This is a genomic window from Natrarchaeobius halalkaliphilus, from assembly GCF_003841485.1.
In the GTDB taxonomy this organism is placed as follows: domain Archaea; phylum Halobacteriota; class Halobacteria; order Halobacteriales; family Natrialbaceae; genus Natrarchaeobius; species Natrarchaeobius halalkaliphilus.
This window is the reverse complement of the sequence record NZ_REFY01000003.1, coordinates 205,772-224,425: the sequence shown is the minus strand read 5'-3', so window position 1 is coordinate 224,425 and position 18,654 is coordinate 205,772. Positions and strand designations below refer to the sequence as shown.

The 18,654-nt window shown below is 62.6% G+C and carries 18 protein-coding genes, 1 other RNA gene and 1 pseudogene; 12 read left to right on the top strand and 8 right to left on the bottom strand.

Annotated features, from left to right (window positions below; translation table 11 throughout):
• Nucleotides 1–170: 170 nt before the first annotated feature.
• Nucleotides 171–992 carry a hypothetical protein gene (locus EA462_RS08045; RefSeq protein WP_124178054.1) on the top strand — a complete coding sequence of 274 codons (822 nt, stop codon included), beginning with the start codon at nt 171–173 and terminating at the stop codon, nt 990–992.
• A gap of 80 nt (nt 993–1,072) precedes the next feature.
• On the top strand, nt 1,073–3,529 hold the full coding sequence (folP, locus tag EA462_RS08040) for a dihydropteroate synthase (RefSeq protein ID WP_124178053.1): 2,457 nt from the start codon (nt 1,073–1,075) through the stop codon (nt 3,527–3,529).
• Between the two features lie 89 nt (nt 3,530–3,618).
• On the opposite strand, the gene ffs is transcribed toward folP, so the two are convergent.
• Nucleotides 3,619–3,929: signal recognition particle sRNA (ffs, locus tag EA462_RS08035), an RNA gene on the bottom strand.
• Between the two features lie 145 nt (nt 3,930–4,074).
• Between ffs and EA462_RS08030 the strand changes: the two genes are divergently transcribed.
• The gene (locus tag EA462_RS08030; protein ID WP_124178052.1) at nt 4,075–4,413 is read left to right on the top strand and encodes a DUF5798 family protein; all 339 of its coding nucleotides are present in this window, start codon (nt 4,075–4,077) and stop codon (nt 4,411–4,413) included.
• Between the two features lie 139 nt (nt 4,414–4,552).
• Here the strand turns inward: EA462_RS08030 and EA462_RS08025 are convergent.
• Both EA462_RS08025 and EA462_RS08020 read right to left on the bottom strand, forming a co-directional pair.
• Nucleotides 4,553–4,738: pseudogene (locus tag EA462_RS08025) on the bottom strand (hypothetical protein); the annotation flags it as partial.
• 101 nt (nt 4,739–4,839) lie between these two features.
• On the bottom strand, nt 4,840–5,250 hold the full coding sequence (locus EA462_RS08020) for a CoA-binding protein (protein ID WP_124178050.1): 411 nt from the start codon (nt 5,248–5,250) through the stop codon (nt 4,840–4,842).
• Nucleotides 5,251–5,500: 250 nt separating this feature from the next.
• Here EA462_RS08020 and EA462_RS08015 point away from each other — a divergent pair, with 250 nt between their 5' ends.
• Complete coding sequence (locus tag EA462_RS08015; RefSeq protein WP_124178049.1) at nt 5,501–6,601, top strand: peptidase; 1,101 nt, start codon at nt 5,501–5,503, stop codon at nt 6,599–6,601.
• Between the two features lie 20 nt (nt 6,602–6,621).
• Here the strand turns inward: EA462_RS08015 and EA462_RS08010 are convergent, their stop codons facing one another.
• Together EA462_RS08010 and EA462_RS08005 are read right to left on the bottom strand one after the other, a co-directional pair.
• Entirely contained in the window at nt 6,622–7,014 is a 393-nt protein-coding gene (locus EA462_RS08010; RefSeq protein ID WP_124178048.1) for a CopG family ribbon-helix-helix protein, read from the bottom strand.
• A 59-nt stretch (nt 7,015–7,073) separates the two neighbouring features.
• Complete coding sequence (locus EA462_RS08005; protein ID WP_124178047.1) at nt 7,074–7,958, bottom strand: cytochrome oxidase assembly protein; 885 nt, start codon at nt 7,956–7,958, stop codon at nt 7,074–7,076.
• A 214-nt stretch (nt 7,959–8,172) separates the two neighbouring features.
• Between EA462_RS08005 and EA462_RS08000 the strand changes: the two genes are divergently transcribed.
• The gene (locus EA462_RS08000; RefSeq protein WP_124178046.1) at nt 8,173–9,276 is read left to right on the top strand and encodes a M24 family metallopeptidase; all 1,104 of its coding nucleotides are present in this window, start codon (nt 8,173–8,175) and stop codon (nt 9,274–9,276) included.
• Between the two features lie 103 nt (nt 9,277–9,379).
• Here the strand turns inward: EA462_RS08000 and EA462_RS07995 are convergent, their stop codons facing one another.
• Nucleotides 9,380–10,048, bottom strand: a complete 669-nt coding sequence (locus EA462_RS07995; protein ID WP_124178045.1) for a helix-turn-helix domain-containing protein — start codon at nt 10,046–10,048, stop codon at nt 9,380–9,382.
• A gap of 115 nt (nt 10,049–10,163) precedes the next feature.
• Between EA462_RS07995 and EA462_RS07990 the strand changes: the two genes are divergently transcribed.
• Nucleotides 10,164–12,656 carry a DNA topoisomerase VI subunit B gene (locus EA462_RS07990; RefSeq protein ID WP_124178044.1) on the top strand — a complete coding sequence of 831 codons (2,493 nt, stop codon included), beginning with the start codon at nt 10,164–10,166 and terminating at the stop codon, nt 12,654–12,656.
• Nucleotides 12,653–13,744 (top strand): DNA topoisomerase IV subunit A, encoded by a 1,092-nt coding sequence (locus EA462_RS07985; RefSeq protein WP_124178043.1) that lies wholly within the window; start codon nt 12,653–12,655, stop codon nt 13,742–13,744. Before EA462_RS07990 ends, EA462_RS07985 begins: the two co-directional genes overlap by 4 nt.
• Here the strand turns inward: EA462_RS07985 and EA462_RS07980 are convergent.
• Nucleotides 13,741–14,481 carry an MBL fold metallo-hydrolase gene (locus tag EA462_RS07980; protein ID WP_124178042.1) on the bottom strand — a complete coding sequence of 247 codons (741 nt, stop codon included), beginning with the start codon at nt 14,479–14,481 and terminating at the stop codon, nt 13,741–13,743. The genes EA462_RS07985 and EA462_RS07980 overlap by 4 nt on opposite strands.
• A 256-nt stretch (nt 14,482–14,737) precedes the next feature.
• Here EA462_RS07980 and EA462_RS07975 point away from each other — a divergent pair, with 256 nt between their 5' ends.
• The 3 genes from EA462_RS07975 (at nt 14,738) to EA462_RS07965 (ending at nt 16,467) form a co-directional block, all read left to right on the top strand.
• Nucleotides 14,738–15,712, top strand: a complete 975-nt coding sequence (locus EA462_RS07975) for a transcription initiation factor IIB (RefSeq protein WP_124178041.1) — start codon at nt 14,738–14,740, stop codon at nt 15,710–15,712.
• 111 nt (nt 15,713–15,823) lie between these two features.
• Nucleotides 15,824–16,003, top strand: a complete 180-nt coding sequence (locus EA462_RS07970; protein WP_124178040.1) for a DUF7836 family putative zinc-binding protein — start codon at nt 15,824–15,826, stop codon at nt 16,001–16,003.
• Between the two features lie 227 nt (nt 16,004–16,230).
• Nucleotides 16,231–16,467, top strand: a complete 237-nt coding sequence (locus EA462_RS07965) for a UPF0058 family protein (protein WP_124178039.1) — start codon at nt 16,231–16,233, stop codon at nt 16,465–16,467.
• Nucleotides 16,468–16,611: 144 nt separating this feature from the next.
• Here EA462_RS07965 and EA462_RS07960 read toward each other — a convergent pair whose 3' ends face one another.
• A complete protein-coding gene (locus tag EA462_RS07960) occupies nt 16,612–17,109 on the bottom strand; it encodes a DUF555 domain-containing protein (protein ID WP_124178038.1) in 498 nt (165 codons plus the stop codon).
• Between the two features lie 120 nt (nt 17,110–17,229).
• On the opposite strand from EA462_RS07960, the gene EA462_RS07955 reads away from it, so the two are divergent.
• Both EA462_RS07955 and EA462_RS07950 read left to right on the top strand, forming a co-directional pair.
• Nucleotides 17,230–18,111 (top strand): DNA-3-methyladenine glycosylase family protein, encoded by an 882-nt coding sequence (locus tag EA462_RS07955; protein WP_124178037.1) that lies wholly within the window; start codon nt 17,230–17,232, stop codon nt 18,109–18,111.
• Nucleotides 18,112–18,295: 184 nt separating this feature from the next.
• Entirely contained in the window at nt 18,296–18,574 is a 279-nt protein-coding gene (locus tag EA462_RS07950) for an acylphosphatase (protein WP_124178036.1), read from the top strand.
• Nucleotides 18,575–18,654: the final 80 nt, after the last annotated feature.

Here is an 18,654-nt window from a genome sequence, read left to right as displayed (position 1 = left end):
CAGTTGCCGAGACACAACCGCGACCACGAGAGCACGACACCCAGAAACAGGCCGTCCAGACGAAGACACTGCTGCATGCGAGGGTGCGGACAGTCCGGGACTACACCCGTTGTCGACCGACGCAAACTAGTAGGAAAAAGCACATGAGCCTCGACGCCGACTGGTAACCTATGGTCCGTCCGTCCCCGTCTTCGATCGCACTCGGCGCAGTCGGCGGCGGTGTGAACGTCGCGCTCGTCCTCGCGCTGTACGCCCGCGCCGGCTATCCGACGCTCGAGACGTACGCCGGCGTCTCCCTGCTGGTCGTCACCGGTTTCGTACTCGGCTTCGTTCCGGCGTTCGTCTCGGCTCACACCCGGCTGATCGTCCCCGCGATCGGATTTTTGGCCGCCCTCGCCGGCACCGTCTTCGTCGAACTGACGACCCCATCTCCGGAGTGGAGCGAACTCGAGGGGTACCTGGTCGTCGATGGGCCGACGCACGTTGGGAGCTACGCGAACACCTGGTACGTCTGGCTCTCGCTGTTCTTGCTCGCCGGCGTCCTCGAGTGTGGGATCCGCCAGGGGTACGGGATCGAAACGCGACGACTTCGAAACCTCCCCACACCGCCGTTCTCGCCCGGGACACTCGCCTGGGTCGTCCTCGGTTTCGCGTCGCTCGTCGGTGTATCGACCGTCCTGCTGGCGCTCCGTGCCGGAATTCGGCCACCGATCGCAGCCGTGGGGGTTTTCGTCGGTGCCGTGGGGGTCACGGCCGTTCCGCTGGCGGCCGTACTCGCCAGAGGAATCGTTTCACCCGCTATTCTGTTCGCGGTGCTGGTTCCATACGTTCTGTCCGTGGAGGTTTTCACAACGACCGACAGTCCGGTTCACCTCCTCCTGTTCGGACCGTACGCGGTCGTCCTCGTCGTCGCGTGGGTCCTCGAGGCGACCGTCAGATCCCGCGTTCGGGGCTGGGATGGCGGTCGATTCGTCTCCGATGGCGGGACCTGATCATCCGGTTTTTCCTGCACAGAGCCGGACGCTGGATCGGACTCCGACACCCTAAAGCGATCGGACTCTGTGATTCGAGTATGGAGTATTACGAGGCGGCGGATTTTCTCTTCGGTCTGCGACGGTTCCGCCCGAAACCCGGGACGGAGTCGACGGCGCGACTCCTCGCTCACCTCGAGGACCCCCACGAGTCGATCGAGTGCGTACAGATCGCCGGTTCCAACGGAAAAGGAAGCACGGCCCGGATGCTCGAGCGGACGCTCCGCGAAACCGGTCTCTCTGTCGGATTGTATACCTCCCCCCATCTCGAGGACCTCCGCGAACGGGTTCGCGTCGACGGTCGGAAGATTCCTCGATCGGCGGTCCGGGAGTACGTCGATACCGTCCAGGAGTACGTCACCGAGCGCGCTGGCGACGGCGAGTCACCGACGTTTTTCGAGACGATGACGGCGCTCGCACTGTGGCACTTCAGTCGAGAGAACGTCGATATCGCCGTCCTCGAGGTCGGGATCGGCGGCCGGTACGACGCGACGAGCGTCGTCGATCCGGTCGCCAGCGCGGTCACGAGCGTCACGCTAGAACATACGGGCATAATCGGTGACACCGAGGAGGCGATCGCCCGCGACAAGGCTCACGTCGCTCCCGCGGACGCGCCACTGGTTACTGGAGTGACGGGATCGGTCCTCGAGGCGGTACACGAGGTCGCGGACGAGGTCGTCACCGTCGGCCCCGACGTCGAGTCGGACGTCCGGGTCGACTATCTGGGTCGAACGAACCACACGGAGTCGGGTGTCTCGATTCACGCCGGCGGGTGGAGCATCGAGACGAACGTTCCGCTTCCCGGCGAACACCAGGCCGAAAACGCGGGGATCGCGGCCGTACTTGCCAGACAGGTCGCCAACGTCTCCGAGCGCGACATCGAGCGCGGGCTTCGAAGCGCCCACTGGCCGGGGCGGTTCGAGGTCGTCGACACCGACCCGTTAGTCGTCCTCGACGGGGCGCACAACCCGGGCGCCTGCCGGACGCTCGCGGAAACGATCGGGACGTACGCCTACGACGACTTGCACGTCGTCTTCGGAGCGATGCACGACAAGGACCACCGAGAGATGGCCGCGGCGTTACCGACGCCGGAGACGGTGATCGCTGCCGAACCGCCACTCGACCGCGCCGAGGACCGAAACGTGCTTGCGCGGGTGTTCGAGGAGGCGGGCGCACCGGACGTTCGCACGAACGCCGACGTCGGCGACGCCCTCGAGATCGCACTCGAGGGGGCCGACTGCGACGACTGCGTGCTCGTCACCGGTTCGCTGTTCGCCGTTGCAGAGGGACGCTCACGATGGACGAGCGTGGGGATCCCGAAGCGAATTCGGGATCTCGAGGGCGCTCGCACCGCGCTGGCGGGTGCGGACGTCGATGAACGGGAGATTCGTCGAACTGACGCCGACGCCGTCCACCGCGTTGTGAAGACGAATCTGCGGGCCCAGCAGGCTCGTCGGTTGCAACGGGAACTGTTGCGCCTCGGCGGTGAGTGTTCGCTTTCGTCGCGAACGCGGGACGACGAACGAATCGATGCCGTTCTCATGGGAACGCTCGGGCAGTTGCGTCGGCTGATCGCGACGCTCGAGGATCCGTCGTCCGGTCGCGGCGACGGACTCGGCGACACCGTACGGGGGCTTCGCGACGCGATCGAGATCGACGACGGTGACGACTCGACGCGGTTCCCGTGGCACGACCGAACCGCGGTGATGGGAATCCTCAACGTCACGCCCGACAGCTTCCACGACGGCGGCGCATACGATGCCGTAGGAGACGCCGTCTCGAAGGCCGAGGAGATGATCGCGGCGGGCGCGGACGTGATCGACGTCGGCGGTGAGTCGACTCGACCCGGAGCCGATCCCGTCCCGACCGACGACGAGATCGATCGCGTCGTCCCCGTGATCGAACGACTCGAGGAGGTCGACGTGATGATCTCGGTCGACACCCGCAAAGCCGCGGTCGCCGACGCCGCCCTCGAGGCCGGCGCTGACGTCGTCAACGATGTCTCGGGGCTCGAGGATCCCGAGATGCGGTTCGTCGTCGCGGATCACGACGCGGGGCTGATTCTGATGCACAGCATCGACGCGCCGGTCGTCCCGGACCGGGAAGTGAGCTACGACGACGTCGTCGAGGACGTCATCGATCAGCTGACGGAGCGAGTGTTGCTGGCCGAGAAGGCGGGTCTCGACCGGGAGCAGATCGTCGTCGACCCCGGGATCGGCTTCGGCAAGTCCGCCCGCGAGAACTTCGAACTGCTCGGTCGCGTCGACGAGTTCAGGGCGCTCGGCTGCCCAGTCCTCGTCGGCCACTCGCACAAGTCGATGTTCGCTCACGTCGACTGTCACGTTGACGAGCGTCTCGAGGCGACAGTCGCCGCTAGCGCGATCGCCGCCGATCGCGGAGCGGACATCGTCCGCGTCCACGACGTTCCCGAAAACGTCGCCGCCGTCCGAACGGCGCTCGCGGCTCGCGATCCGGAACGGCACGGTTGGGAACCCTGACCGACTCCTCGCGCGGTTACCTCGAATCGGTCGTGTGGATCGAACCCAGAACGGCGCGGTCGCTCGAGTGCGATGTCGTATGAAGTATGAGTGTGGAGGGCCGCGGTTGCCCGGCGTTCCGGCCGGGGGAATCCCAGTTGCCTTCTCCACCCCGCGACCCGTCGAGCGACAGGTGTCCGGCGGTCCACTGCTCGCTTCCGCGCCTGATGGGCTGTCGCCGGTTAACTACGATGGGTCGTCCCTGCGGACGGCCACCGTAGACCGCTATCCCCGACGGACGAGGCTTCCACGTTGGCTCCCGGGGCCCCGGTCGGTCTGACCGGACGCCCGCGGCGTTCGGTCCCCGCTAATGACCATAGTGCGGGTGACGAGCAGGGCCAAACTGCTCGACCTATCCACTGGAGGATATGGGGGTTGAACTTAAGGGCCTTTCGTCTCTCCAATCGCCCGCAAGCGCTTTCGTCACGATCCGAACCGAGAATCAGTACAGAACCGACGGCGCTGGAAGGAAAAGGCCCATTAGCCGTCCGCCACATGGATCGACCATGGGACTTGGAAGCACTGCAAAGAAAATTCAGGGCCTTTCGGACCGCGCCGAGGCCATGTACAAACAGGTACAGCAACTCCAGCAGCGAATCATCGGCCTCGAAGAGGAGATGGACGATACGCACGACACGGTCAAGCGTCTCGATCACCAACTCGGGGAACAGCGAGCGTTGTTGCTCGCGATCGCGGACAAACAGGGAATCGACGGCGAGGAGATTCTCGCGGAGGCGGCGATCGACGAGGCAGAACTCGAGGACGATTCGCAAGCGGACGACTCGGCGACGGAACAACCGATCGAAAACGCAGAAACTCACTCGAGCGAATCCGCCGCCGAGTGATCGGTCGATCACTGAACCGAGCCGAATCCCGACTCGGGACGACTCGAAGCTACTCGAACCGGTTCGAGGCGGGTTCGATCGATTCGGGCGACGGATCCGTGGACTGAACGCGCTGGCCGGGTTCGGGCTGGTCGGTGGGCGACGACGATCGATTGAGCGGCGTCGCGTCGATAACGTCGTGAGCGTCATCGTCCTCGAGTTCCCAGACTCGAAGCACCAGATGAGCTTTGCAGTGATATTCGACGCGTTCCATTCCTGTAATCCGGTTTCTGAGGACGAGCTGACACGTCCCGTCGTTCGAACAGTTCCCGAACCGGTCACACATGGGTACTGATACCACGTACACCGGTTGGAGATAAGTCTCTGTCGGTGGGTGTAGAAAACGGAACGATCGTTCGAACCGAACTCGCCGCTGACCCGATTGTACTATGCGACGAGGCGGCGATGTTCGATTTTCATACACCGGTTCTGGACGACCGTTCGGCCGTCATCTTCGGCCCGGGCGGCCGCCTCGTCGTCTCGAATCCCCTGTTGCATCCAGATCGCCTCGACGTCCTCGCGTTCGAGCGATCCGTCGACGATACCACCAACCTCCTCGCTGGGACGGAACACGCAGACGACCTCGACTCCTTCGTCGACATCCGAGAGCGTATCCGGGACCGACCGGCCGAATATCTCATCGGCAAACGGGTTGACGGGTATCACGTCGTACCCGCGTTCGTCGAGGTACAACGGTACGTCGTGGGCCGCCTTGCCCGGGGTACTCGAGCAGCCGACGACGGCGATCGTTTCGTGCGAGAGCACATCCCGAAGCTCGACATCGGATTCGACTGGCATGTGCCTTTGTACGCAGCCAACCGTCAAATCTCCGGCGGTACTCGAGGTGTGATGGCGATGTCCACGGCGTAATTCCGGCGGCGTTTGATACGGTTTGCTGTCAGTCAGTACCGGTGGGCCCGCAACCCGTCTGCAGTCCCACCGGTGACACGGTACAACAGTCCGCGCGAACCGTTCGCCAGTGCCGAACGGGTCGCGATTCGAACGGTCGATCCCAACGTTTTTGACAGATCCACATCCACCGATCGGTATGTCCCCCCTGATCGCCCTCGCCCTCTGGATCGGTCTCCTCGTCGCCGTCGTGGTCGGTTCAGCCATCGCCGCGGTCGTCGGGTACCTGTTCGGCCGACTCTCGAGACGACGGCGAGACGAGACGGCCACGCGATGGACGAACGTGGTCACCGTCGGTTCAGCGACGATCGCGGCCATTTCGTCCTGGATCGTGGTCGATGCGGCCTCGAGCGTCGAACCGGCCTTCGTGCCCGGCCCCGAGATCGGTTCGAATCTCGTCGCGGCGATCGTCGCAGGCGTCGTCGCCGGGATCGTCGGAACCGCAGCGCTGTCCGGGATCCTTCGCGCACGCCCGGACCTCCCTCACGTCGACGATCCGGCCGCGACCAGACGCCAGTACGCCCGGTATCTGACGGTCCTGTTTCTGGGGGTCTTCGCTCTCGTCACCCTCATCACCCCCGCGATCCGTGCGGGTCCGGGAGCGCTCGTGGTCGCACTCGCCGTCCTGTTCGTCTGTCTCTGGGCGCTTGCACCGCTGATCAGCTCGGTGACGTCGCGAACGCGACGACCGACGAAGCGCGAACGGGATCGACTCGAGGAGCTGCTCGCTTCCGTCGATACCGGCGTCCGCGGCGTTCGTATCGTCGACAGCGGCGACGGTCGCCTCTCGCTCGAGCTCTCGGGTGCGCCTCGTGGCCGATACTTGTTCGTCTCCGAGGGGGCGCTCTCGAATCTCGAGGACGGGACGCTTCGTGCGATGCTCGTCGCGCGGCGCGAGCAGGCCGCTCGGTTCGAACGGCTCGTCGCGGTCGCACCGATCTTCGCCGCGCTGGTGGTGGTCATCGGGATGGTTCTGGGCGACCTCTCGATCGTCGTCGGCGGACCCGTGGCCGTCGTCGTGGTACTTGGTGGGTTCGCACTCGCACGCCGGCTTCGGTATCGGTCCGATGCGCGTGCCGCTCAGCGAATCGGTGCCGACGAACTCGCAGACGCCTTCGAGCGGGCAGCCGAAGCGGCCGGGTTCGACCTCGCGGAGACGCCGGGCCGGAACTGGCTGGCGACGAACCCGCCGTTACAGACGCGAATCGACCGACTCCGGGCCGAGAACGATCGGAAGTGAGGGTTACAGTTTCTGGTTGTTCAGGTCTCAGACCGCAACAGCGTCACCGAAACGCGGCTCACGGCGTCGAAGTCCTTCAGTTGGTAGACGAGCGATCGAATGTCGTCCGCCGATCCGTGGCAAAAAATCGTCTCCAGACACCACTCTCCGTGATGAACGTGACAGGTCGTATCGATTTCGGCCTGGAACTCGTGTTGGAGCTCGTGGAGTTCCCCGATGATCTCGTCGTGGACGTAATCGAAGACGATCGTCGCCGCAACGGTTCCACGAGCCGTCTCGAGGCGATGGTGCGACTCGACGTACTCCTGAATCGCCTCTCGAAGCGCCCGTGATCGGGAGTCGAGCCCCTCCGCCTGCCAGGTCCGGTCGAATTCGGCCAGCATCTCTTCGGGAATGTTAAGACTCGTGCGCATGGGGAATGCTTCGACCGTGAGCTAAAAAGCGTCGACGGTACGACGGCCCGGTTCAGTCACTATCGCGACGGGGAGTTCGACGAGTCGCTCGGATCACGACGGCTGAGCCAGATGCCACCGAGACAGACCACGAAGAGGACGGCGGAAGCGACGACGTACAGATAGTCGAGTGCCGGATTGAACGTCATCACGGCGCGCCGACCCAGAAAGACCACGATGAGTGCTAGCCCGGCCGCCACGGATAAAAGCAACCTAACCCGTTCGTCCTCGAATCGCCAGCGGCCGACCATGACAGCGACGATGACGCCCGCGAGCAACGCGAGCGTAACGGCGTACTGGATCATCTGGACGGTCGGAGAGTACTCCGTGATATCCGTGAGCGCGAGCGGACTCAGTGCAACGTGAAGCGGCAGCGACGCGGCGGTGAGCACGAGCGCACCTGTGACGTGGGTTCGATCCAGCCGTGGCTTCCAGACGAACGCCGTTGCAACGACGAACAGGACGAAGATGAGCACCGCCGTCCAGAAGTGCAACGAGAGGATCGTCATCTCGTACTGAAGGACGGTTTCACGGCCGAGAACGATCTGAATCGGCGTCAGGATCGTTCCGAGAATCACCAGCGTCGCGACGCGTTTGTCCACACTGGGAATCCGCCAGGCTGCGAGCGCGGAACCGATGATCGCGAACCCGGCGAACATCGCGACGAACCGATGGAACCACTCGTAGAAACTGGGGAGGTTCGCCGGAAACAGGTTGTACGGGCCGGCGTCACACTGGGGCCAGTTGGCCTCACAGGCCAATCCGGATCCGGTGGCTTTGGCGGCGACGCCGAGTAAGATCGTCGCGCCGACGAGGACGAGCGTCGTTGCGAGCAACTGCGGGAAGCCAAACCGAGCGATTATCGGACGTGCTACCGTACGAGAGAGGCTGTTATCGGTCGACACGGGCGTTCGGACGGTGGTTGGGTTTGACGGTATTTAGGTTACCCGAGTCGTTCTTATCTCGCTGGAATCGCACGAGAGAGGGAGCGAAAGCCGCGTTCGCGAGGTCGATCGACCGGAAACGGGTCGCGTCCATCTCGAACTCGAGAGTCGTCGTTCCGCTCGTTCCCCGGTCCGATGTCACGACATTCAAGAGTCGGCCACGAGAGTATTCGGCATGGACAAACGAGAGCGCCTCGAGTCGTACCTCGAGACACGCGATCTCGATTCGGTCTGGTTTGCGCGTCCGAACTCCTTCGCCTGGCTCACCGGCGGTACCAACGTCGTCGACCGCGAGACCGACGCGGGAGTCGCCGCGGTTGGCTACGATGGTGCGGATCTGACGGTCCTCACGGACAACATCGAGGCGGATCGAATCGTGGACGAAGAGCTTCCCGACCTCGAAACGAGCGAGTTCTCTCTCGAGCGCTTTCCGTGGCACGCCTCGTCGCTTGCGGAGGCGATCGAAGCGCACGTGAAAAACGATGGACGGGCGTCAGCGGATGTCGCCGTTCCGGGGTTCGAGACCGTGGATCCGACGCCGTTGCGACAGCCTCTGACCGAGCAGGATCGAGAGCGCTACCGGAGGCTCGCACAGGAGACCGCCGCCGCGGTCGAGTCGGTCTGTCGCGAGCTTCGAACGACTGACACCGAACTCGAGGTCGCATCCGCGATCCGTGTCGCGCTCTCTGCACGCGAGATCGAAGCGCCCGTCGTCCTCGTCGGCGGCTCCGAACGAGTACAGCGATATCGCCATTACACGCCGAAACGCACCGAACTCGGAGAGTACGCGCTCGTCTCGGTTACGACCCAGCGCTGGGGGCTCCACGCGAGTTGTTCCCGAACCGTCGCTTTCGATCCGCCGGAGTGGCTCGAGGAGCGCCACGAGGCGGCAACACGGGTCGAAACAGCCGCACTTGCGGCGACGCGGTCGGTCGCCGCGGACGGCGGGACCGCCGGTGACGTCTTTACAGCGATTCAGGAGGCCTACGACGACGTCGGCTACGGTGGAGAGTGGCGTCACCACCATCAGGGTGGCGCAGCCGGGTTCTCCGGCCGAGAGTGGATCGCGACGCCCGATCACGAGGCGTCGGTCGAGCTGCCGATGGCCTACGCCTGGAACCCGACCGTTCAGGGTGCAAAGAGCGAAGATACCGTCCTGATAACCGACGACGACTACGAAATCCTGACGCGAACGGACAACTGGCCGATGACGACGGTCGACGCGGCCGGGGTAGACGAATCGCTCGAGCGCCCGGACGTGCTCGTTCTCGAGGAGTAGCCAGCGACAGATCGTCCGTGCTTCGAGCCCGTGCGTCTTTTCCGTTGCTCGCTTTCGTCCGCTTATCGGATTGCTCTCTCTTCGACGATAGTCGGATTGCTCGCTACTGGTCGGTGTCGTCGTCCGGTTCGCTGATCTCGATGTCCGTCCGTCCGTCGTCCTCCTGGCCATCGTCTGCGGACTCGTCGACCCTGGACGGGTGAGCGTCGTCTCCAAACGGATCGATCTCGTCGACGGTGATCGTCACCGGTTCGACGTCCCCTTCGATCGCTGGGTCGGATCGCTCGTTCCGGTCGAGCACACGATCGAGCGTAAAGATCGTGTTCAGCTCCCGTTGGACCTGATCGACGACGCCGCCGACGAGTTCGCTCGGCTGTATCGCCGTGTACTCGAACGGGTTGTTTCCCGCCCCTTCGCTCGCGCGTTTTTCCCGCGTGACACGTTCTTCGTCGTGGAGTTCCGCAAGCGCCTCCCGAACCGTACTCGGATAGAGTCCCGTTCCCTTTGCGACCTCTTCGGACGTGCTCCCCGGGTTTGCGAGCAGGTGTACGTAGATCTTCGCGCGGGTTTCCGTATCGAGGATCCACGAGAGCAGATCGACGATCCGCTGATCGACTTCTTCGGCCGCGGCGTTTCGAACGCGATCGGCCTCGACGGCGATCCCTTCGTCATCATCGACGACCATTTCCTCCTCCTCGTCGACGACGGCCTCCTCTCCCTCGAGTGGCTGTTCTTCGCCGTCCTCACGTCCGCTGTGGTCGTCGGGGCTCATGTGTCCTCTCGTATGGGACGAAGTCTCGCTCGAGGTTAAACCTTTGTGGGGCGAGGGGTTCACTTTCACTCCGGTAACGCACACCTTTTAGCCCCGCCGTTAGTATGAGGGGATAATGACGTCGTTCCAGTCGACACTCGGCGAAGAGCCGGGGATCGCCGAGGAGCTGGCCGAGAACCAGCAGGCGATCTCGATCGCCGAGTTCTTCGAAAAGAACAAGCACATGCTCGGCTTCGACAGCGGCGCTCGGGGCCTCGTCACGGCTGTCAAAGAAGCCGTCGACAACGCTCTGGACGCCGCAGAAGAAGCCGGAATTCTCCCGGATATCTACGTCGAGATTCAAGAAGAGGGAAACTACTACCGCCTGATCGTCGAGGACAACGGGCCGGGGCTGACGAAGGAGTCGCTCCCGAAAGTCTTCGGGAAGCTGCTGTACGGCTCGCGGTTTCACGTTCGCGAGCAAAGCCGCGGACAACAGGGGATCGGAATCTCCGCTGCGGTTCTGTACTCTCAGCTCACGAGCGGCAAGCCCGCGAAGATCACGAGTCGAACCCAGGGATCGAGCGAGGCTCGATACTTCGAACTGATCGTCGATACGGACGATAACGAGCCCGAAATCAGCGTCGAGAAGACGACGTCCTGGGATCGGCCACACGGAACGCGAATCGAACTCGAGATGGAAGCCAACATGCGCGCCCGCCAGCAGCTCCACGATTACATCAAGCACACGGCGGTCGTCAACCCCCACGCCCGCCTCGAGTTGCGCGAGCCGAACGCGGCGTTCAAGTTCGAGCGGGCGACCGACCAGCTTCCCGAAGAGACCGAAGAGATTCGGCCGCACCCCCACGGCGTCGAACTCGGAACCGTGATGAAGATGCTCACGGCGACGGATTCTCACACCGTGTCGGGATTCCTCCAGGAGGAGTTCACAAGAGTCGGAAAGAAGACGGCCGACTCGGTTGTCGACGCCTTTCGCGACCGCCACTACGGACGGGAGATGCGCTGGCGACCACCCGAAACTCGAGAGGACTTCGATCTCCGGAAAACCGTCGAAGATGCGACCGCGAACAAAGGCGCGGACGCCACGGCCGCCTTCGCGGACGCCATCTCCTCCGCCGTCGACGATCGCGACAGGATCGCCCACCACGAGCTGTCCGCCGTCGTCGACTCGGCCGCCGAAGACGTCGAAGCGGATCACGGAACCGCCTTTGGGGAGACAGTCCGTGAGAACGCCGTCGAAGCCGTCTGGCTCGAGCTGATCGACGCCGTGGCGACCGGCGACGGGGCGGAGTTCGACGGGGAGGCGGCGGGCGAAGACGAAGCCTCGTCTGGATCCGAGAACGACTCGAGGCTCGCTTCTGACCTCTACGAGCTCGTCGACGACGCGACGAGTACGCGCAAGGACGACGAGATCGTCTACGCCTTCGCACAGCGTCTCGCAGGAACGTTCGACGACGAACGCGAGGAGAACGCTCGCCACCGACTCTCGCATCGAACGCTCAGCGAGTACGTCGACAGGGCCGCAGAGCTAACCGAGGAGTACGACGACGTCGCGTTCGGTGAAACCGCTCGGGAGAACGTCATCGAGGCGATCTGGGCGGTGATGACGACCGTTCCCGACGATCCGCCGCTCGTGCGAGAACTCGAGAGCGATCGTGATGCCGTAAGCAATCTCGTCGATGGGATGCGAGAGACGGATATCATGGCACCGCCGACGCGGTGTCTTTCACCGATCTCCGCCGACCTCGTCTCCGCAGGTCTCGAAAAGGAGTTCGACGCGGACTTCTACGCGTCGTCGACGCGGGACGCCGAAGTTCACGGCGGCGATCCGTTCATCGTCGAAGCGGGTATCGCCTACGGAGGCGAACTCGAGGCAGATGGAAGCGTCGACGTACTTCGGTTTGCAAACCGGGTACCGCTCGTCTACCAGCGTGGGGCCTGTGCGACGACCGACGTCCTCAGATCGATCGGCTGGCGCAACTACGGGCTCGACCAGCCCGGCGGCTCCGGGCTTCCCAACGGACCCGCAGTGCTCATGGTCCACGTCGCCTCGACGAACGTCCCGTTCACGAGCGAGTCGAAAGACGCCGTCGCCAACGTTCCCGAGATCGAAGACGAGATCGAACTCGCGGTCCGCGAGGCCGCCCGGGAGTTAAAGACCTACCTCAACAAGCGCCGCTCGATGCAACAGCGCCGGAAGAAACAGAACGTCCTCGGAGAGATCCTCCCGGAGATGGCCCAGAAGGTCGCGGAGGTTACCGGTCGCGAGGAACCGGATATCGGTGATGCGATCGCCCGGATCATGAACAACGTCCTCGTCGAACGCGAGATCGAAGAGAACGGAGACGGACGGACGGTGTCGGTCGTCGTCGAGAACAACTCGAGTACGAACGAATCCGTAGAGGTCACGGATATCGTCACGGCAGAGCCGACGAGCCTAAGCGACGGCGCGACTGTCGTCGAGATGGACGGCGAGTGGTTCATCAAGTGGGAGGCTGACGTTCCAAGCGGCGACGATGCGACCCTCGAGTACGCCGTTTCCGAGGACGCGACGTTCGATCTGGACGTACAGGGCGTTGAAACGGAGAAACTTACGGTGAAACAATGAGTACGGACAGCGATCAGCAGGCCAGAGAACAGCTAATCGACCTCGCAGCGCAGTTCTACGATCAGTTCGAACTGGGCGAGATACCCCACATGTCCGTTCCGACGCGGACGAAAAACAACATCGAGTACGACGAGGAGATGGGCGTCTGGGTCTACGGCGACCGCGAGTCGACCAGATCAGCGAACTCCGTCCGAGGTGCCAGAAAGTTGCTCAAGGCGGTCTATACGATCGAGTTCCTCGCGAATCAGCTCGAACAGGATCGCTCGTCGACGCTGCGTGAGTTGTATTACCTCTCCGAAAGCTGGGACAACAAGGAGGCCCAGTTCTCGGACCAGGACGAATCGAACGGTCTGATCGAGGACCTGGAAATCGTCTCGGGCGTCACCCGCGAGGATTTCCACATGCGTCCCGAGGAGTCGGGCGCGACGATCATGGGGCCGCTACACCTGCGCGAGCAGACCCGTCGCGGGGAACGAGAGATCCACTGCCAGGAGGACGTCGGAGAGGGGGGATACCAGATCCCGAACAACCCCGATACGATCGAGTTCCTCGGCTCCGAGGCGGACTTTATTCTCGCGGTCGAGACCGGCGGAATGCGCGATCGGCTGGTCGAGAACGGCTTCGACGACGAATACAACGCGCTGCTCGTCCACCTCAAGGGCCAGCCCGCGCGGGCGACGAGACGGATAACCAAACGGCTTCACGACGAACTCGATCTCCCCGTGTTGGTGTTCGCTGACGGCGACCCGTGGTCGTATCGCATCTACGGTTCGGTCGCGTACGGGTCGATCAAGTCGGCCCATCTCTCCGAGTACCTCGCGACACCCGAAGCACAGTATATCGGCATTCAGCCCGCGGATATCGTCGAGTACGACCTCCCGACTGACCCTCTTTCGGATTCGGACGTCAACGCCCTCGAGAGCGAACTCGAGGATCCGCGATTCCAGACCGAGTACTGGGAAGAACAGATCGAACTCCAGCTCGAAATCGAGAAAAAGTCCGAACAGCAGTCACTGGCTTCACACGGACTGGACTTCGTGACCGACACCTACCTGCCCGAGCGACTGGACGAGATGGGCGTCATCTAGGGCCGTCCGGGCCGTTCAGGGACTGAGTCCGGTTGATCGTCGAGGACCACGGGAACCCCCCGTCGTGCGACGTCGACGACGAACGCTGCCTCGTCCGCGGCGATTTCCTCGAACGTGTCGTAGCGGATCGGCAAGACGAGATCGGGAGCGATCGCTGCAGCCAATTCCGCGGCTTCGTGGCGGTCCATGGTGAACGTCCCGCCGATCGGCGGGACGAAGAGATCGATATCCAGGTTTTCGTGATACGCCAGTGCGTCCGTATCGCCGGGCCAGAACGCGGAGACGCCGTCGACGGTGACCGCGAACCCACATCCGTCTCCTTCGGGGTGGTACGGCGCTCCGCGTTCGTCGGTGTGCGATCCAGCGGGATCATTGTACGCTGGCGTCGTGAACAGATCGAGCGGACCGAGGACGAACGACTCGTCCGCGCCGACCCGTTCGACGACGAACGGGAGCGTTTCGGGGGATTCGTCGGTGTGATCGAGTTCGCGAACGTCGATCGAGTTGTGTACCGCGACGATCGCCTCCTCGTGTGCGACGCGACGAATCGAGTCGGGATCGTAGTGGTGGCCGTGAGAGACGAGAACTAGATCTCCGTCACGGGGGCGGTATCCGTCGAGAATTCCGTACTCCTCCGGACCGGGATCGACGTAGATAACGACGCCGGTCTCCCCCTCGAGACGAACGGTACCGAGACCAAGCCACTCGATTGTTACCGCACCGAACTGAACGGTCATGTCTCGACGTTCGCTCGAGCGTCCGAAAAGCGTTCGCACCGGCAGAGACGACGATCAAATAACCGAAACACTGAGGACGAGATGGAGTACATGATTAATAAAAATATACCGGAACACATATAACTCATTTGCCGACGAGTTTATAAAGTAAGCGACACAGTTATAAGCCCTTGGTGCTAACTATACGTTAGCCGAGGCGACCGGGTTTCTTCTGGTTCCCCCACCCGGGAGCCCCGAGTAACTCACCCAACACACCATGACCGATACTCGAATTCGAACCTATACGAACGAACGACCGGAAGACGAAACCGAATCGACGGACGTCGACGAACGCGAGCGGTGCCCCGAGTGTGGCGGTCGCGTAATCAGCGACGACGAACACGGCGAAACCGTCTGTGCCGAGTGCGGCCTCGTCGTCGACGAAGACGAGATCGATCGCGGTCCCGAGTGGCGCGCCTTCGACTCCGCCGAAAAGGACAGCAAGAGCCGCGTCGGTGCTCCCACCACCAACATGATGCACGATCAGGGGCTCTCGACCAACATCGGCTGGCAGGACAAAGACGCCTACGGCAAGTCCCTCTCGAGCCGCCAGCGCCAGAAGATGCAGCGCCTGCGCACCTGGAACGAGCGCTTCCGAACTCGCGATAGCAAAGAGCGCAACCTCAAACAGGCGCTCGGCGAGATCGACCGCATGGCCAGCGCGCTCGGCCTCCCCGAGAACGTCCGCGAAACTGCCAGCGTCATCTACCGCCGCGCCCTCGAGGAGGACCTGCTTCCCGGCCGGTCGATCGAGGGCGTGGCGACGTCGTCGCTGTACGCCGCCGCCCGCCAGGCCGGCACTCCGCGAAGTCTCGACGAGATCTCGGCCGTCTCCCGCGTCGACAAGATGGAGTTGACGCGAACGTACCGGTACGTGATCCGCGAACTCGGCCTCGAGGTCAAACCCGCCGATCCGGAAAGCTACGTGCCCCGATTCGTCAGTGATCTCGATCTCTCCGACGAAACCGAACGAATGGCCCGTGAACTGCTCGATTCCGCCCGTAACGAGGGGGTTCACAGCGGCAAGTCCCCCGTCGGTCTCGCGGCGGCCGGCGTTTACGCCGCCGCGCTGTTGACCAACGAGAAGGTCACCCAGAACGAGGTCAGCCAGGTCGCGAGCATCTCCGAAGTCACTATTCGGAACCGGTACAAGGAACTGCTCGAGGCGTCCGACTCAGCGGCACCAGCCTGACGTAGTCGAGGGCTACGATACGGACGACGGGGCAACGACTGGTTAGCTGTTACCACGCCGCTGTTCGTGAGTGCGACAAAGCTTTTGACGTCTGGTGTGTAACTGAGTGTCATGGACGAAACGACCGTTCGACTGTTGTGTCCCGAGTGTGCAAAAGACTGGCAGGTCTCTCCCTCTGAACTCCCCGAGTCAACGGGTATGTTTCACTGTCCGAACTGTCACGCGTCCCGTCGCACCGGCGAGTTTATGCGGACCGATCGCGATCTCCAGACGCTGAAACAACTCGGGTAACGCGATCGATAACCTGTTTGTATGTCCGAAACAATATATTGACGGAATAAATCAGATATTACGCCGACCAGGCGAGCGAGACGAATCGGGGAGCTCGCGAGACGAACGAGTATGCAGTCGCTTCGATCAGGTAAGCGATGCTGACCGTCGTACCCGGATCGACTGCCCGTGTGGTAACGCGACTCAAGATAATAATATAACCCTGCAGTGGGTAGGACTGCATGGTTATGAAGAAACAGGAGCTCATTCACCTTCACGGCCTTCTCGCGGAGGTATCGAACCAGTGTGCGGAGTGGAACAACTGTCAGATCGACCTCGAGGAGTACGAATCTCTCGGTATTCGGCCGACATCGATTCACAAATCGAAAACAGATCATAAGGCTGCCGTTTTTGCGATCGCCGGTGGAATCACGACCAATATGCGTGACGACGAGCAGGAAGTCGTCGCCGCTACTGCTGACTGAAAAACGCGACGTATTCTCGAGACGATCGACTCCGATAGTGACGACTGGTGTTGGTCAGTACCGTACAGCGACAGTATGACTGGTGGAGCCGACCGTACTGACACGCAGGAGAAGAACACTGAGCCGAGAGCGTACCAAAAACGCCTACTCGACGAGGTCTTCGAACTCCGGAAGGATTTCGTCCGACGACTCCTCGTCCGTTGTCTCCGATTGCGAAGAATCATCCTCATCGGCGGGATCGTCGTCGGAGTCTTCGGCGTCATCGACGGTCTCGTCTTCGTCGTCGGTATCGCCATCGGTATCCTCGTCTTCGATAACGTCGATGTCGATGACTTCGAGCGGAATGTTCTCGAGTCGCTGACCGATCTCCTTTCTGGCGATACGCGAGGCGTGTTCCTCGCGTTCGACGTTGAACACGGTCATCTCGAGTTCCAGTGCGACGAGCGCTTCGTCGGCCGCGATGAACGCCGGTGGAAGTTCCTCACCGGAGGGTGACGTCCGCTCGCCCATATCGATCTCCACGTAGTTCAGATCAGGGTTCAGCATCTCGCCCGTCTTCGAGATGGCGATTCGGATCGCCTCGTCTTCCGTCCCTACGTCGAATACCGGCACGGCAGCCTCGACGACGACCCTGCAGTTCATGCATAGACCATACGTCGCCTCCAGTATGAAGGTTCGCCTCGGTCCTGAGATGAGCTGGCTCGGAGGCACGCACACTCGAGTTCGAAAGCCCCAAGCCCGCAGCCCCGAAGGTGCGGACGAATGGAGTCGGGAACGATCCCAATAGACGACCTGTCCGGTGGTTTCGATCTCTATCGAACGCTCGAGAGCGGCCAGAGTTACCTCTGGCGACGCGAGGACGGCGAAATGTACGGCGGCGAACCCGCGCCGGACGCGTGGTATACGACCGTCGTCGACGGAACGGTGATCCGGGTCCGCCGTCACGACGACCGCCTCGAGTGGGAGTCGACGATGGACGCCCACCGAACCGTCAGCCGACTCCTGTGTCTCGAGGACGACCTCGAGGCGATCATCGAGGCCGCCCCGGACGATCGGTTGCTCGAGACGGCCTACGACGCCCATCGTGGAATGCGGCTGGTCTCCGACCCGCTCTTTGGGACGTTGATCTCGTTCATCTGTTCGGCCCAGATGCGCGTGAGTCGAATCCACTCGATGGTGACGACGCTCGCTCGTGAGTACGGTGACGAAATCGCCTTCGACGGACGAACCTATCACGCCTTTCCAACGCCGGACCGACTTGCTCGTGCGACCGAAGCCGAACTTCGAGCGCTCGGGCTCGGCTATCGCGCACCGTACGTCGTTCGAACGGCGGAGATGGTTGCAAGCGGCGACGCACATCCGGCCGAGGCACGTAATCTCCCTTACGAGGAAGCACGCGAGTACCTGACGCGATTCGTCGGCGTCGGAGACAAGGTCGCAGACTGTGTGCTCCTCTTTTCGCTCGAGTTCACGCAAGCAGTTCCCCTCGATACCTGGATCAAATCCGCCATCGAGGAGTATTATCCGGACTGCGACCGTGGTTCGTACGCGACGACGTCGCGGGCTATCCGTGAGCGACTCGGCGGAGAGTACGCAGGATACGCTCAGACGTACATTTTCCACCATCTCCGAACTGGCGACTGAGTCCACCGCATCTCGAACGAACCGTTTCGTCGCCAGCGACGCCGTCGCTCACCGACGTATTCGCTTACGGATGGATCTGGGGAGTACGTCGCGTGTGTAACTCTCGCACGGCGTCTGTCAGCCAACCGTCTGCCGAGCGATAGACGGTGGGGATTTTTGATGACTCCGCGCATCCGATTTGCCCATGAGCGAGCGAACTCGCGCACACGTGTTCATTTCGGGGACGGTACAAGGTGTCTTCTACCGCGCAACGACTCGAGACACGGCTCGCGACCACGGTATCGATGGCTGGGTGCGAAACCTCGATGACGGGCGCGTCGAGGCGGTTTTCGAGGGGCCCGGGGATGCCGTCGAATCGATGGTCGAGTGGTGTCACGAGGGGAGCCAGGCGGCCATCGTAGACGACGTCGACGTCGAATACGAACAGCCACGGAGCGAGGACGGATTCGAGGTCAGATACTAGTCGACCGATCTACCGGGGAGTGTGAGTGGCGCTCGGTGTCGTCGGCCGGCCGACAGCCGGCGAAATCCCCCAGGCTTAAC

Coding starts and splice junctions, on each gene's coding strand:
- EA462_RS08015 (WP_124178049.1), top strand. CDS start 5,501: ATGTCCCCCCTGATCGCCCTCGCCCTCTGGATCGGTCTCCTCGTCGCC.
- EA462_RS08045 (WP_124178054.1), top strand. CDS start 171: ATGGTCCGTCCGTCCCCGTCTTCGATCGCACTCGGCGCAGTCGGCGGC.
- EA462_RS07965 (WP_124178039.1), top strand. CDS start 16,231: ATGAAGAAACAGGAGCTCATTCACCTTCACGGCCTTCTCGCGGAGGTA.
- EA462_RS08010 (WP_124178048.1), bottom strand. CDS start 7,014: ATGCGCACGAGTCTTAACATTCCCGAAGAGATGCTGGCCGAATTCGAC.
- folP (WP_124178053.1), top strand. CDS start 1,073: ATGGAGTATTACGAGGCGGCGGATTTTCTCTTCGGTCTGCGACGGTTC.
- EA462_RS07975 (WP_124178041.1), top strand. CDS start 14,738: ATGACCGATACTCGAATTCGAACCTATACGAACGAACGACCGGAAGAC.
- EA462_RS07985 (WP_124178043.1), top strand. CDS start 12,653: ATGAGTACGGACAGCGATCAGCAGGCCAGAGAACAGCTAATCGACCTC.
- EA462_RS08030 (WP_124178052.1), top strand. CDS start 4,075: ATGGGACTTGGAAGCACTGCAAAGAAAATTCAGGGCCTTTCGGACCGC.
- EA462_RS07995 (WP_124178045.1), bottom strand. CDS start 10,048: ATGAGCCCCGACGACCACAGCGGACGTGAGGACGGCGAAGAACAGCCA.
- EA462_RS08020 (WP_124178050.1), bottom strand. CDS start 5,250: ATGCCAGTCGAATCCGATGTCGAGCTTCGGGATGTGCTCTCGCACGAA.
- EA462_RS07990 (WP_124178044.1), top strand. CDS start 10,164: ATGACGTCGTTCCAGTCGACACTCGGCGAAGAGCCGGGGATCGCCGAG.
- EA462_RS08000 (WP_124178046.1), top strand. CDS start 8,173: ATGGACAAACGAGAGCGCCTCGAGTCGTACCTCGAGACACGCGATCTC.
- EA462_RS07955 (WP_124178037.1), top strand. CDS start 17,230: ATGGAGTCGGGAACGATCCCAATAGACGACCTGTCCGGTGGTTTCGAT.
- EA462_RS07970 (WP_124178040.1), top strand. CDS start 15,824: ATGGACGAAACGACCGTTCGACTGTTGTGTCCCGAGTGTGCAAAAGAC.
- EA462_RS07980 (WP_124178042.1), bottom strand. CDS start 14,481: ATGACCGTTCAGTTCGGTGCGGTAACAATCGAGTGGCTTGGTCTCGGT.
- EA462_RS07960 (WP_124178038.1), bottom strand. CDS start 17,109: ATGAACTGCAGGGTCGTCGTCGAGGCTGCCGTGCCGGTATTCGACGTA.
- EA462_RS07950 (WP_124178036.1), top strand. CDS start 18,296: ATGAGCGAGCGAACTCGCGCACACGTGTTCATTTCGGGGACGGTACAA.